This is a genomic window from Sorangium sp. So ce185 (assembly GCF_051526825.1).
Taxonomy (GTDB): domain Bacteria; phylum Myxococcota_A; class Polyangia; order Polyangiales; family Polyangiaceae; genus Sorangium; species Sorangium cellulosum_D.
Map to the genome: position 1 here is coordinate 4,150,001 of NZ_CP150316.1, position 13,755 is coordinate 4,163,755.

Sequence of the window (13,755 nt, forward strand, 5' to 3'; positions counted from 1 at the left end):
CCCGAGCGAGGGGGGCGGGAGCACCGACCTGGAGGGTCTGAAGGTCGTCTGGTCCGATCGAACCGACGCGCCCAGAGAGAGCCTGTCCGCGGCCGGGGTACACCTGGCGCGCGCCGAGGGGCAGACCTCCATCTCCGCGCAGGAAGCGATGCTGTCCCTGGGACACGCCGCCTTCTCGGTCCGAGAGGGCCGGCTGGTGCTCGCCCGGGAGCAGGCTCGTTACCAGGTGAGCGAGCTCTCGGCCGCGGCCATCGACGCCGAGGTGACGCTCCCAGAGGCCGAACCCGAACCCCAGGTGGCGCCCGAGCGGGGTGGGAACACCCGGCCGGCGCAAATCAAGAGAGCGGCGGAATCGGGCGAGGGCGACGACTCGGGCCAGAACCGCGGGGTTGCGATCCGAGAAGCGCTCCTGCGGACGGCCCGGATGATCGATCTCGCGCTCGGGGAGGGGGCAAAAGTCGACGTCGCAGGGGTCACGGCACGCCTCAAGCGCAGGGCCGATATGCTCAACCTGGGACCGGGCAGCCTCGCCGTACGGCGCGAGGTCGGCTCCCTCGTGGTAGAGCTCTCGCCCGGCGAGGCGGCGATCTCGACCGCCGGCTCCGACGCCCAGCAGGCGCTCACCTTCCGGCTTCGCGTGCCCATCAACGACGCGAAGGAGACCCCGCAAGAGATCGTCGCCGACGTGCAGGGGGGGCCCATCTGGCTCTCGACCCTCGGTGTCCATGAGGGCGACATGGGGCTGTTCGATGTGGCGCGGACCTCGATCGTGAGCCGCGCGCGGGTGGTCCTGTCGGCCGATGGTCAGACGCTGGGCGTCGACGGCGACGGGAGGCTGAAGAACCTCTCCCTGCGGAGCGCGGCCCTGGCAGACGAGCCCATCGCCGGGCTCGACCTGGCATGGCGGGCAAAGGCCAACGGCAAGCTCGACGGGTCCAGGATCGTCGCAGAGGACGCCGAGATCGACCTCGGCGCCCTGCGGCTGATCGCGCGCGGCGAGTACGAGCAAGTCGGGGCTTCGCACCGGGTCCGCGGCAGCTTCGAGGTGCCCCTGTCGGCGTGCCAGTCGATGCTGGACTCGGCGCCCAAGGGGGTGGTGGCGAAGCTCCACGGCATGAGGCTCGCCGGCTCGTTCGGGATCGAGGGGAAGCTTCGCTTCGATACCGCCAACCTGGATCGGACCTTCTCGCTGGACTGGGGCATCTCCAACACCTGCCGCGTGACCGAGATGCCGCCGGAGCTGAGCGTCGATCGTTTCAAGCGCGCGTTCCGGCGCCTGGTCTACGGACCAGGCGGCCAGCGCGTCGAGATCGAGTCCGGTCCGGGGACCGCCGAGTGGGTGCCCTATGAGGACATCTCCCGCTTCATGGAGGTCGCCGTGCTGACCACGGAGGACGGCGGCTTCCATCGGCACCACGGGTTCGACGAGGAAGCCATCAAGAACTCGATCCGCGAGAACCTCCGGAAGAGGCGGTTCGTGCGGGGGGCGAGCACCGTCAGCATGCAGCTCGCCAAGAACCTGTATCTGGAGCGGACCAAGAGCGTGGCGCGCAAGCTCCAGGAGACCCTGCTCACGATGTACCTCGAGCAGGAGCTCACCAAGGAGCAGATCATGGAGCTCTACCTGAACGTGGTGGAGTTCGGGCCGCTGGTCTACGGCATCGGCGCCGCCGCGCGGCACTACTTCAACGCGTCCGCGGCGCAGCTCTCGCTCGGGCAGGCGCTCTACATCGCGTCGATCCTGCCCAACCCGAGCGTGCAGCACTTCGATGCGAGCGGGGAGGTGACGCCCGCATGGAGCGAGTACCTGCGCAAGCTCATGCAGATCGCGCACAGGCGCAACCGGATCTCCGACGAGGAGCTCGAGAAGGGGCTGCAGGAGACGGTCGTGCGAGGCTCCCCCGCGCCCCACCTCGCGCCCCGGCAACCCGCCGCAGACGGCGACGAAGCCATCGAGGATCGACCCGAAGAGCAGGGGGGCGCCTGGACGGCGCCCTGACCCGCGCCCGCGCGGCCCTCCCCCCGCGCCCTCGTGGTCTTCACCGTCAACCCCGCGCCACGACCTGCGCGCGCGGCGCTCTGGCGGGCCCTACCGCTGAGCCGCTGCATGCCGACCCGCGCCTGCGCGACGCGACCCGCGCCCCCCCGCGGGCCTCGCCGTCAGCGTCGCTGCGCGGCGGTCCGGAGCTTGGCGAAGAACGCGCGAAGCAGGGCAGCGCACTCGTCCGCGAGCACGCCCGACGTGACCGCGAAGCGATGGTTGAGCCGGGTGTCGCGCCCGATCGCGAAGAGCGTGTCGACCGCCCCTGCCTTCGGATCCGGACAACCGTAGACGAGCCGCGCGATCCGGGCGTTGACGAGCGCGCCCGCGCACATGGGACACGGCTCCAGCGTCGCGTAGACGGTCGCCCCTTCGAGCCGCCACCGGCCCAGCTGCCTCGCCGCCGCCCGCAGCGCGTCGACCTCGGCGTGTCCGGTCGGATCTTGATCGATCTCGCGCCGGTTTCGACCGCGCGCCAGCACGACCCCCGCCGCATCGACGATGAGCGCTCCGACCGGCACATCGCCAGCGGCTGCTGCGACCTCGGCCTCGATGAGCGCCTCGCGCATCCGCATCACGTCGATGCCAGCAGCATCCCCGACGTCGGGATCCTCCGCCCGCGGCACGGCGGAGAGGAGCACCTCGGCTCCGTCATCCATGTGGGTCTCTGGATCTGTCACACAACCGATCAGGCGCGCCCAGGAAGATTCGAACTTCCGACCCCCGGCTTCGTAGGCCGATGCTCTATCCAGCTGAGCTATGGGCGCTCTGTAAAGACAAGCAGTAAGACGTGGCTACGCCACCGCGTTCCTCGCGTCGCGCTCGTTTGCGCGAAGTGAGTGCCGGCGTTTATACGCCCCAGAGCGGCCTGTCAAAGGAAAAGTGATCGAGACCTGGGGACGCTCGCTCGAGGGCGTGGCTTTCACGGGCGAACGCCGCTCGATTCTCGTGGCCCCCTCCGGTCGATTGGCTCTCGCCAAGGGCTGAGCCCGCCTCATCGCAGGCCGTCGCACCGCCGTACAAACGAGACGACCGAGCGAGCGAGCCTTGCAGCGGCACGGGCGTCCATGCGCACGGAGCCGACCGCCGGGGCAGCCGGTCGCAGGACAAAAACATGGCGCGCGGCGATTCCGTCACGGAATGGCCGCGCGCTCTCACACGCTCTCGAAGGCAAGTGAAGCTCTGAAGCGCACCACGAGGCGAGCAGGCCAAGCAGACAGAACAGCAGAAGGCGTAAGCCAAGCAGCAGCTGAGCGACGGACGAGGCGAAGTCGCGCCAGCTGGACGACCAAGCGCAAGCTAATGAGGCCCGTCAGGAGGGAGGAGGACCGCGACACGCTGCAGCCCACAGCGAAGAACACGGTCAATTCCGCCTGGAGCAGCCTCCGTGCCATTGCGCGGCTTCGACGCCGGCACACCCTCGCCGCGGAACGCCCCGGCGGAATATTCGCGGCGGTTTCCTGCGTGGTCACGGAGCTCCGCACCACGAAGGCTCGGGCAGCGGTGTCGCGTCGGGGGTCGTGGCCCGCAATCTTTGCGGAGTTGAGCCACGCGTCGATGGAGCGGGATGATGCGCCGCGCTATCGCGGGCCTCCGAAGAGGTGATCGTGCGGGGCGTCCGCATGGCAACGTTTGCAGAGAGGCAAGGCGCCGCGGTGGGTGGACGTGCCCTGCGGCGTGAGGACGAGGTACTCCCAATCGCCGCCGTCAGGGTCGTAGCCGGCCGGGCGCTTCACCATGGCGAGCAACGTCACCGGTTCCGACGAGCCCGCCGGGTAGTGGAGCTCGACCAGGGCCGCGCCCGGCGGGAGCGCTCGCGCCGGTCCGAGCGCCGGGTAGGGAGCGGCGGCCGCGTTGATGCGCACCTCCGCCTCCATCTCGCCGGTGAAATGCTGGGAGCGAGCACGGCCCGTGGCCGGCGTGAAGCTCGCGAGCTGCCCGGCGAGCTCCCACGCCGACGGCTCCGCGGGCGCAGACGCAGCGGGCGCGACGGCCGTCGCGCGCGGCTCGGCGACTGGGCTGGAGCCGCGCTCGATCCACGCGGTCGCCTCGTCGTGGGGCGTCCGGGAGCGCGACGGCGCGCAGCCGAGGGGCAAGGGCGCCCACCCGGGACGGGACTGCGCCTCCATCGAGAGGATCGGCGAGGCCAGGGTCGCCACAGCGACCGCGCACCACGCAGGGAGGCGGGTTCGGGACCGCACCGGTCGAGATGCTACACTGCCAGGATGCACCTGGCCTCTTCCAGGCGAGGCCGCGCGTGGCGCGCCCTCTTCGCTGCGACGCTGGTGGCGCTGTCAGGCGCTGCGCTGATGGGAGGGGCATCACGGGCGGTCGCGCAGGAAGCGTCCCGCCGCGCCTGGCTGGGCGTGGAGCTGGCGCCCGGACCGGCCGGGGGGGTGGTCGCGAAGCACGTCGTCACCAGCTCGCCGGCCGCCAAGGCGGGCATCGTGGACGGGGACCACGTCGTCGCGGCGGACGGCGTGCCGCTCGAAGATCCGAAGCAGCTGGTCGCCCGCGTCGCGCTCGCGGGGCCGGGCAACGTGGTGAACCTCCGGATCCGACGCGGCGGGCAGGAGCGAGACGTCGCGCCGACGCTGGTGCCGTTCCCAGGGCACGATCAGATCCTTCGCCTCGACAAGATCGGCACCTTCGCGCCCGGCTGGAAGCCGCTCGCCACCGTGGCGGGGACGGTTCCGGCGAACATCGGGGCGCTGCGCGGAAACGTGGTGCTGCTCGATTTCTGGGCTACCTGGTGCGGGCCGTGCCGCTTGATGGCCCCGCAGCTCTCGAAGTGGCACACGACGTACGCCGCGCAGGGGCTGCGGGTCATCGGCCTGACGACCGACAGCGTGGGCGTCGCGACGAAGACGGCGCAGGCCCTGTCCATGCGCTACGCGGTCGCCTCGGACGCCTCGGAGTCGACCTCCGCGGCCTACGGCGTCAAGGCGCTCCCCACGATGTTCGTGATCGACAAGAAAGGCGTCATCCGCGACGTGGTGGTCGGGTACGACCCGTCCCGGCACGCGCAGGTCGAGAAGCTCCTCCAGGCGCTGCTCGCGGAGCCTGCGCCGGCGCCGTAGCCGCCGCGGGTCGCGCGACCGGCGAGGCCCCCGATGCTCCTCTCCATCGACGAATTTCTGTGGGCGCTGCGGCGCGACGGCTTCGCGGTGTCGACGGCGCAGGCCATCGACGCCGCGCGCGCGTGCGCCCTCGTCGGGTTCGGCGACCGTGCGAGGCTGCGGGACGCGATCGGCGCGGTGGTCGTCGAGCGCGCCGCCGATCTCCGCCGGTACCGCGCCTGCTTCGACCGCTTCTTCTCCCCGGAGGGCGCGCACGTCGGCGACCTGTGGGCGCGCCTCCGGGAGCGAGGGTTCTCCGAGGGGGAGCTCTCCGCCCTCCGCGATCTGCTGACCGCGGCGGCCGAGCGGAGCGGGGCGTCGGGCGACGCGCTCGGGTTCCAGGCGCTCGCAGGGACCGCAGGGGAGCTCGACCAGGCGCTCCGGTCGGCGGGGATCGCGCGCGTGCTCGCGCCGATGACGAGCTCGCTCCAGGTCGGGTTCTTCGCGCAGCGGGTGATGGATCAGCTCGGGGTGCCCGCCGTCGCCAGCGCGCTGCGGAGGATCCGGAGCGCGCTCGAGGAAGCGCTCGGTGAGGACCGGGGGAAGGCCCTCGCCGACGCGCTCGCCGCGGAGATGGAGCGGATGCGGCACCGCGTGCGCGAGCACGTGACGCTGGCGCTCCGGCGCGTCGAGGGCGAGGAGCCCGCGGCCCCCGGCCGCATGGATGTACCGTTCGCCTCGCTCGGCGAAGGCGAGATGGACGAGGTGCGTCGCGCCGTGCGGGCGCTGTCCGAGCGGCTCCGCGGCGCGGAGAGGCTCCGGAGGCGCCGCGCGCGGCGCGGCAGGATCGATCCGCACCGGACGCTGCGGCGCAGCCTCCAGACCGGCGGCGTGCCCTTCCAGCCCGCCCGGCGGGCGCGCCGGCGCGACAAGCCGCGCCTCATGGTCCTGTGCGACGTATCGGATTCGGTCCGCGTCGCCGCGCGGTTCATGCTCGAGTTCGTCTGCGCGGCGCAGGAGCTCTTCGACCGGACGCGCTCGTTCGTCTTCGTGAGCGAGCTCGCCGAGACGACCGAGCTCTTCGGGGCGATGCCGGTGGGCGCGGCGCTCGAGCGCATCCAGCGCGGCGAGGTGGTGAGCCGGGCGCACAACTCGAACTACGGGCGCGTCCTCAGCGCCTTCGAGGAGCGGTACGGGCGGGACGTGGACCGGCGGGTGACCCTCGTGATCCTCGGCGACGGGCGCACGAACTACTTCGCGGACGAGGCGGAGGTCGTGAGGAGGCTCCGCGACCGGGCGCGGGCGCTGCTCTGGCTCTGCCCCGAGGGGCCGGGCGCCTGGGGGACGGGGGACAGCGCGATGCTGCGCTACGCCGCGGCGTCGACCAAGGTGCTGGTCGCCCGGACCGCGCGGGAGCTCGAAACGGCCGCGCGGGAGGTGGTCGCCCGGCGCGCTTAGGGCTATGGGTCGCGCCATGTCGCTCGATCAGAAGCTGAGGGAGCTCACGGCGCGCATCGAGAAGGGGGGCGCGCAGAAGTACCACGACAAGAACGCGGAGCAGGGCAAGCTGTTCGCGCGGCAGCGCGTCGCGCTGCTCCTCGATGAAGGGAGCTTCATCGAGGACGCGGCGCTCGCCAACGCGCTGGATCCCGAGCTGCCGGCCGACGGCGTCATCACCGGCAGCGGGACCGTGGGCGGGCGCCCGGTGTGCGTGATGGCGAACGACTCGACGGTGAAGGCCGGCTCGTGGGGGCGCCGCACCGTCGAGAAGATCCTGCGCGTGCAGGAGACCGCGCGGCGCCTCCGGTGCCCGCTGCTCTACCTCGTCGACTCGGCGGGGGCGCGGATCACCGACCAGATCGAGATGTTCCCCGGGAGGCGCGGCGCGGGCCGGATCTTCTACAACCAGGTCGAGCTGAGCGGCCTGGTGCCGCAGATCTGCCTGCTGTTCGGCCCGTCGGCGGCGGGGGGCGCGTACATCCCGGCGTTCTGCGACGTCGTGTGCATGGTCGAGAGCAACGCGAGCATGTACCTGGGCTCGCCGCGGATGGCGGAGATGGTGATCGGCGAGAAGGTCACCCTCGAAGAGCTCGGCGGCGCGCGCATGCACTGCTCGGTCTCGGGGTGCGGGGACGTGCTCGTGAAGACCGAGGAGGAGGCGATCGCGTTCGCGAAGCGCTACCTCGCGCTGATGCCCCAGAGCTCCGCGGAGGCCCCGCCCCGCGTCGAGCCGAGGCCGGAGAAGCCAGGGCAGCGGCCGCTCGAGGGCGTGATCCCCGCGGACGAGAACAAGCCGTTCGACATCATGGCCGTGATCGACGCGGTCATCGACGAGGGCAGCTTCGTCGAGATCAAGAAGCTCTACGCGAGGGAGATCGTCACGGGGCTCGCGCGCATCGAGGGGCGAGCGGTCGGGATCGTCGCGAACCAGCCGAAGTACAAGGGCGGCGTGCTGTTCGTCGACTCGGCCGACAAGGCGGCGCGGTTCATCTGGCTGTGCGACGCCTTCAACATCCCGCTCCTGTACCTCGCCGACGTGCCCGGCTTCATGATCGGGACCGTCGTCGAGCGGCAGGGGATCATCCGGGCCGGCGCGAAGATGATCGCCGCGGTGAGCGAGGCGACCGTGCCGAAGCTGTCCGTCGTCGTGCGCAAGGCGTACGGCGCCGGGCTGTACGCGATGTGCGGGCCGGCGTTCGCGCCGGACGAGTGCATCGCGCTGCCCTCGGCGTCCATCGCGGTGATGGGGCCGAGCGCCGCGGTGAACGCCGTTTACTTCAACAAGATCCAGGCGATACCGGCGGGGCCGGAGCGCGATGCGCTCGTCCAGAAGCTGCGCGATGAGTACCGCGCGGACGTCGATCTGGAGAAGCTCGCGAGCGAGCTCGTGATCGACGCGGTCGTGCCGGCGGCGAACCTCCGCCGCGAGGTGGCGCGCCGCTTCGAGCGGTACGCCGGCAAGGTCGAAGAGCGGCCGCGCAAGAAGCACCTCGTCCCGCCGGTGTGAGCGGAGCGCCGGCAGGCGCGCGGCTCGCCGTGGCGCCCTCGAGGGCGCGCCGCGAGGGCCGCGCTCCGCTGGGCCGGCCGCGCGCGAAGGTGGTGTAGACTCGCCGCGTGCTTGCCCGCAGGCTCCCGCTCTCCCTCGCGCTGCTCGGCCTCGCTCTCGCGCCAGGCGAAGCGCGCGCCGACGTCCCGGCCGCGGCGGTGGCGCGCCTGCTCAGCCCGCGCCTCGGGCGGCACCCGCTCGCCGATCCGGGCGGGCGCATCCCGGTGCTGGTGCCGCTGCCCGCCGGCGCCGACGCGCGGTCGCTCGGGCTGCTCCCGGTCGCGCCGGGCTTCGGGACCGTCCGGCTCGCGCCGGGCGAGATCGGCGCCTTCGCCGACGCGCACCCGGAGCTCTCGCTGTTCACAGGACCGCCGCGGCAGCCCCAGCTCGATCGATCCAAGGTGTGGATCCGCGTCGACCCGTACCGGAAGGCCACCGGGGCCGACGGCACCGGGGTGATCGTCGGCGTCGTGGATACCGGCATCGACGTGGCCCACCCGGATTTCCGGCGCAAGGACGGCAAGACGCGGATCCGATGGTTGCTTCAGGCGGGGAAGCCCAAAGGGGTGCACGCGCAGCTCGAGGAGGCCTACGGGTGCGATGACCCGAACCAGTCGCGGTGCGCGATCCTCTCCGACGCCGATATCGACGCCATGATCGAGAGCGGGGATCTGCGCGCTGTCCGCGACATCGCGGGGCACGGCACGCACGTGGCTTCCATCGCGGCGGGCAACGGCGGGCCGATGGTCAACGCGCGGCCGCGGTACGTCGGGGTGGCGCCGGCCGCGACCCTGATCGTCGCCGCGCCCTCGCTGCCCGGCGAGGGCTTCGAGGATCCGGACATCCTCAAGGCGGTGCGGTTCATCTTCGACCGCGCGGAGGAGCTCGGCATGCCGGCGGTCGTCAACCTGAGCGTCGGGAGCGATTTCGGGCCGCACGACGGGACGAGCCCGCTCGAGGCAGGGCTCGCCGCGATGGTCGGCGACAATCACCCGGGACGCGCGATCGTCGTCGCCGCCGGCAACAGCGGCGCGCTGTACGAGATCGACGGCGAGGGGCCGATGGGGATCCACACCGAGGCGCACGTCTCGCCGTACGCCGACACGCGCGTGCCCATTCGCACGCCGAGGGCGTCGAACGGGGAGGCATACGTCTGGATCACCTTCCGACCCGGGGATGAGGTGTCGGTCGGCCTCGAGGGGCCGGGCGGCGAGACGTGGATCGGCCTCATCGAGCCCGGAGAGAGCGCCGGCTACACCGCCGACGACGGCGAGACGACGGGCGCCGTGATCAACCGCATCGCGAACGGAAAGCCCATCGACGCGAACACGAACAGCGCCGTCGTGGCCTTCAGCGGGGCGTGGGAGGCGGGCGAGTTCGCGATCCACCTGAAAGGCCGCGGGGACGCGCAGCTCTGGGTGACGGGGCTCGGCGACGTCTCGGCGTCGCACGACCTCGGGCTCCAGTTCACGCGCGGCATCAAGCAGGGGACGATCAACGTGCCCGCCAGCCACCCCGGCCTGCTCGCCGTGGGCTGCACCATCAACCGCGTCCGCTGGCAGCCGCAGGGGAGCTCGACGAGCATTCGCCTCACGAGCCTCGACGGCGAGGCGATCCAGGAGGACAGCGCCTGCTACTTCAGCGCGGCCGGCCCCACGCCGTTCGGGGTGGCCAAGCCCGAGATCAGCGCGCCCGGCGGCCTGGTCGCGGCCGCGATGGGGAGCGGGGTCGACCCGCGCAATGGCCCCGGAGGGCTGTTCGACACGCCCGGGTGCCCCGACGACCAGCCCTGCTTCGTCGTCGACGACTACCACGCGATCGCGTCGGGCTCGTCGATGTCGGCCCCGCAGGTCGCAGGCGCCATCGCGCTGCTCTTCCAGGTCAACCCGAACCTGACCCAGGCAGAGGTCACCGACGCGCTCCAAGCGGGCGCGCGGTACCCGAGGGGCGCCGTGCCGCTCGAGGTGCAGCTCGGGCCCGGCGTGCTCGATCTCGAGGGCACGCGGCTCGCGCTGGAGGCCGCCGAGAGCGGGGACAACACGCCGGCGCTCGACAGGAGCTGGTACGTGCTGTCGAGCACCTACGCGAGGCCCGACCCGTCCTGGCCCGTCTGGGGGACGATCGAGCTGCGACGCGCGGACGGGGCCCCGGTGAGGGTCCCCGCCGACAAGCTCACGGTCGCGGTCCAAGGCGGGGCGATGCACGCGCCGCTCACGGAGGTGCGCCGCGGGCTGTGGCGGTTCGCGGTCGCGGCGCCGCACGGCTCCGGCGGCGCCACGCTGGCCGTGGACGTGCTCTACGACGGCGTCTCGCTCGGCGCGCGCGAGCTCCCGGTCGGGAGCGACGTGTGGATGGCGAACGGCGAGCTCGAGGTGACGAGCGGCGCGTGCACCTGCGCGGCCGCCGGCGCGGACCGGGACGGGCCGTCGCGCCGCGTCGCCGTCGGGCTCGCGGGCGCCCTGGCCGCGGCGCTCGCGGCGCGCCGCCGGCGCCGCGGCTGAGCGCTCGCCACCCGCGGCGCTCGGCGTCGCGCCCTGAGGCCCGCGCCCCGGCTGCCGTCCGGCGCGGCCCATGTCAGCGTGGCCGGGCGGCACGGCAGGGCAGACCACGACGAGGATGGAGCAGGGACCATGGAGAGACGGGTGAGCGCAGATCGACCTCCCACGGAAGAGGCAGACGCGGGGCGCGCGTCCGCGCCGAGGCCGCTCCGGTTCGCGGCGCGCACGGGGTGGGATCTCTCGGAGAACCGGCTCGCGTCCGTCCTCGTCGAGGCCCGCCGGGCAGGGCGCGCGCTCGTCGACTTCACCGAGTCGAACCCGACGCGCTGCGGGATCGTCGAGACGGCGCCGCTGATCGCGCGCCTGGGCGAGCCGCGCGGCTCCACGTACGCGCCGCTGCCGCTCGGCGACCCTGGCGCGCGCGCCGCGGTGTCGCGCTACTACAGGGAGCGCGGGATCGACGTGGATCCGGCGGGCGTCGTGTTGACCGCGAGCACCAGCGAGGCGTACGGCTGGCTGCTCAAGCTGCTCGCCGAGCGCGGCGACGACGTGCTCGTCCCGGTGCCGTCGTACCCGCTCCTCGAGTACCTCGCCTGCCTGGAGGACGTCGCGCTCACGCCGTACCCGCTCGTCAAGGAGGAGGGGTGGCGCATCGACCTCGGCGCGCTGGAGCGCGCCGCCGGCGAGCGGACGCGCGCGGTGGTGCTCGTCCACCCGAACAACCCGACCGGCTCCTTCGTGCGCCGGGACGACGCCGCGGCGCTCGAGGCGTACGCCCGGGAGCGCGGCCTCGCGCTGATCGTCGACGAGGTCTTCGGCGACTACGCGTACGGAGACCTCGCCCCGGACCGCCTGCCGAGCTTCGCCGGCCGGCGGCAGGCGCTGACCTTCGTGCTGAGCGGGCTGTCCAAGGTGATGGCGCTGCCGCAGCTCAAGCTCGGCTGGATCGCGGTCTCGGGGCCGCCGGAGCTCGCCGCCGCGGCGGTGGAGCGGCTCGAGATCATCGCCGATACCTACCTCTCGGTCGGCACCCCGGTGCAGCTCGCGCTGCCGGAGATCCTCGCCGCGCGGGCGCCCGTCCAGCGCGCGATCCTGTCGCGCGTGCAGGCCAACCTGGCGGCGCTCGACGCGGCGATCGCGGCGCGCGCCGGGGGCGCGGTCCGGCGGCTGCCGATCGACGGCGGGTGGTACGCGACGCTGGAGGTCCCGCGCGTGCACGACGAGGACGGCTGGGTCGAGCTGCTCGTGCGCGACGAGGGGATCATCGTCCACCCCGGCTACTTCTTCGACATGCCGCGCGACGGCTTCCTCGTGGTCGGGCTGCTGCTCGAGCCGGAGGTGTTCGCGGAGGCCGCGCTGCGGCTCGTGGACCGGATGGCGCGCGCGATCAGCGGTGAATGAGGACGACCGTGGAGCGGCCGGCGTCGCGAGAGGCCCGCAGGCCGTGCCACCCCTCCGGGACCGGCGGGTCGGTCCAGGCGAACATCTGCTTCGCGTCGATGGGGGAGAGGTTCACGCAGCCGCCGCTCTTCAGCTCGCCCCAGGCGTCGTGCCAGTACGCGCCGTGCAGCGCGTGCGGGCCGTGGAAGTTCTGCACGAACTGCACCTCGGAGTGGACGATGTTGTCGTTCGAGCTCGACACCATCGTCGCCGTCACGAACTTCCCGTCGATGCGGAAGCGCCCCGTCGGCGTCGCCGCGGTCTCGATGGCGGGGATGCCCTTCTGCGGGACGCCGCCGCGCCCCGGCGAGATGAGCGTGGCGAAGACCGGGGTGAGCTCTTCGTAGGCGACGAACCAGCCGCCGAGGACGCTGATCTCGATCCACTTGCGCGGCGGCGACGAGGGATCGTTCTCGCCCTCGAGCGGCGCGCGCTTCGCAGCCTCGACCACCACGGCGTCGTCGGCGAGCACGTAGACCCCCGGCTCCTGCGTCTCGAGGAACCGCTCGCCGTCCTCGACCTCGGCGCGGCCCGTAAGCCCGACCGAGGCGAGCCGCGCGAACGACGCGCCCGCGGGCTCGAAGCGGCCGCCGGCGCCCCGCTGGTACTTCGGCCGATCGGTCTTGCGGAAGAACGCGAGCGGGAGCGAACGCCCGTCCTTCAGCCACACGCCCTGGAAGCTCGAGCGCGGGTAGGGCTTCAGCCGATCCTTCGGCATGTACGCCTGGTCCGAGGTCACCACCCAGGTCCGATCCTGCGCGTCGAACGCCCGGGTGAACGCCACCGTCGAGCCGTTCACGATCCGGTCGCGCGCCTCGCGCACGAGGTCGCCGAAGGGAAACAGCGCCGGGGCGGCGACGCCCGCGGGCTTCACATCGACGCCCACGAGGGCCTCGTCGATCTCCCGGATCGCTTCGTCGCTCAACCCCTCGGCGGCGCGCACCTTGGAGACGCTCGCGAGGTGCGCCTCGAGGTCCCACTCGGAGCGCCGCTGCTCCTTCGCGCTCGGGAGCCGCGGGTAGCGCGGCGCGCCCGTCGACTCCGCGTAGTCGTACGGCCACGGCGAGTCGATCTTGGGCGCGTGCGGCCGCAGCGCGGCCACCACCGGATCGTTCGGGTCGACCGTGGCGCTGGCGCCGGCGCAGATGTAACCCCGCGGCTCGACGGCGTACCACGCGTCGCAGCCCTCCCCCGGCGTCCGCGCGGCCTCGACGCTGCCGCCGCGGAGCACGACGGACCCGCCGAGGCCCAGGTAGCCGCTCCAGCCCCGCGTCGGGTACGGGCCAGGGTTGATCCAGGCAAACCGCGCCTTCGAATAGATGCGCGCGCCCTCCTTCGCCGCGCTCGCCGGGGGCGTCGCTCCGTCCTCCGCCTGGACCGGGGCCGGCGCGTTCGCGACGTGCGCCGCCTCGACGACGATCGCGGCGCGCGGCGCGTCGGCCTCGACGATCGCGGCGCGCGGCGCGTCGGCCTCAACAGTCGCGACGCGCGGCGCGTCGGCTTCGGCAGGGGCGCGCGGCGCGTCGGCCTCGAGCGAAGCCGGCGCCGCCGCGGCGGGGCTCTCTTCCGAGCAAGCGGCGGCGCCCCCCGACGCGATCGCGCACGTCAGGGCCGCGAGGAGCAAGGAGGACGGTGAGCTAGGCATGCAAGCCGGAGAGACTACTTGCCGGA

The 13,755-nt window shown here is 72.8% G+C and carries 9 protein-coding genes and 1 tRNA gene (1 of these 10 running past the window's edge); 6 read left to right on the plus strand and 4 right to left on the minus strand.

The genetic code is table 11. The annotated features are described in order from the left end of the window. Positions 1 to 1,999 carry the 3' portion of a biosynthetic peptidoglycan transglycosylase gene (locus WMF26_RS15430; RefSeq protein WP_438000936.1) on the plus strand. Its footprint begins 341 nt before the window's first position, so only the last 1,999 of its 2,340 coding nucleotides appear in the window; the start codon falls outside the window, past its left edge; its stop codon occupies positions 1,997 to 1,999. A gap of 161 nt (positions 2,000 to 2,160) precedes the next feature. On the opposite strand, the gene WMF26_RS15435 is transcribed toward WMF26_RS15430, so the two are convergent. The 3 genes from WMF26_RS15435 to WMF26_RS15445 form a co-directional block, all read right to left on the minus strand. Then, on the minus strand, positions 2,161 to 2,700 hold the full coding sequence (locus WMF26_RS15435) for a nucleoside deaminase (RefSeq protein WP_437946899.1): 540 nt from the start codon (positions 2,698 to 2,700) through the stop codon (positions 2,161 to 2,163). Positions 2,701 to 2,734: 34 nt separating this feature from the next. Beyond that, positions 2,735 to 2,808: transfer RNA gene (locus WMF26_RS15440), tRNA-Arg, on the minus strand. Positions 2,809 to 3,621: 813 nt separating this feature from the next. After that, complete coding sequence (locus WMF26_RS15445) at positions 3,622 to 4,242, minus strand: hypothetical protein (protein ID WP_438000937.1); 621 nt, start codon at positions 4,240 to 4,242, stop codon at positions 3,622 to 3,624. 108 nt (positions 4,243 to 4,350) lie between these two features. Here WMF26_RS15445 and WMF26_RS15450 point away from each other — a divergent pair, with 108 nt between their 5' ends. The 5 genes from WMF26_RS15450 to WMF26_RS15470 all read left to right on the plus strand — a co-directional run bounded on the left by WMF26_RS15450 (position 4,351) and on the right by WMF26_RS15470 (position 12,045). Further along, a complete protein-coding gene (locus tag WMF26_RS15450) occupies positions 4,351 to 5,121 on the plus strand; it encodes a redoxin domain-containing protein (protein ID WP_437940838.1) in 771 nt (256 codons plus the stop codon). Between the two features lie 33 nt (positions 5,122 to 5,154). Further along, positions 5,155 to 6,558: a VWA domain-containing protein gene (locus tag WMF26_RS15455; RefSeq protein ID WP_437946902.1), complete on the plus strand. Its 1,404-nt coding sequence runs from the start codon at positions 5,155 to 5,157 to the stop codon at positions 6,556 to 6,558. A gap of 16 nt (positions 6,559 to 6,574) precedes the next feature. Then, complete coding sequence (locus WMF26_RS15460; protein ID WP_061625368.1) at positions 6,575 to 8,107, plus strand: acyl-CoA carboxylase subunit beta; 1,533 nt, start codon at positions 6,575 to 6,577, stop codon at positions 8,105 to 8,107. Between the two features lie 107 nt (positions 8,108 to 8,214). Continuing rightward, positions 8,215 to 10,647 carry a S8 family serine peptidase gene (locus WMF26_RS15465; RefSeq protein WP_438000938.1) on the plus strand — a complete coding sequence of 811 codons (2,433 nt, stop codon included), beginning with the start codon at positions 8,215 to 8,217 and terminating at the stop codon, positions 10,645 to 10,647. Between the two features lie 141 nt (positions 10,648 to 10,788). Continuing rightward, complete coding sequence (locus WMF26_RS15470) at positions 10,789 to 12,045, plus strand: pyridoxal phosphate-dependent aminotransferase (RefSeq protein ID WP_438000939.1); 1,257 nt, start codon at positions 10,789 to 10,791, stop codon at positions 12,043 to 12,045. Here the strand turns inward: WMF26_RS15470 and WMF26_RS15475 are convergent. Continuing rightward, positions 12,032 to 13,729, minus strand: a complete 1,698-nt coding sequence (locus WMF26_RS15475; RefSeq protein ID WP_438000940.1) for a L,D-transpeptidase family protein — start codon at positions 13,727 to 13,729, stop codon at positions 12,032 to 12,034. The genes WMF26_RS15470 and WMF26_RS15475 overlap by 14 nt on opposite strands. Positions 13,730 to 13,755 lie beyond the last annotated feature (26 nt).

Excerpts from the sequence above, each read along its gene's own strand:
- WMF26_RS15435 (WP_437946899.1), bottom strand. The coding sequence starts at position 2,700 with ATGGATGACGGAGCCGAGGTGCTCCTCTCCGCCGTGCCGCGGGCGGAG.
- WMF26_RS15450 (WP_437940838.1), top strand. The coding sequence starts at position 4,351 with ATGGGAGGGGCATCACGGGCGGTCGCGCAGGAAGCGTCCCGCCGCGCC.
- WMF26_RS15455 (WP_437946902.1), top strand. The coding sequence starts at position 5,155 with ATGCTCCTCTCCATCGACGAATTTCTGTGGGCGCTGCGGCGCGACGGC.
- WMF26_RS15460 (WP_061625368.1), top strand. The coding sequence starts at position 6,575 with ATGTCGCTCGATCAGAAGCTGAGGGAGCTCACGGCGCGCATCGAGAAG.
- WMF26_RS15475 (WP_438000940.1), bottom strand. The coding sequence starts at position 13,729 with ATGCCTAGCTCACCGTCCTCCTTGCTCCTCGCGGCCCTGACGTGCGCG.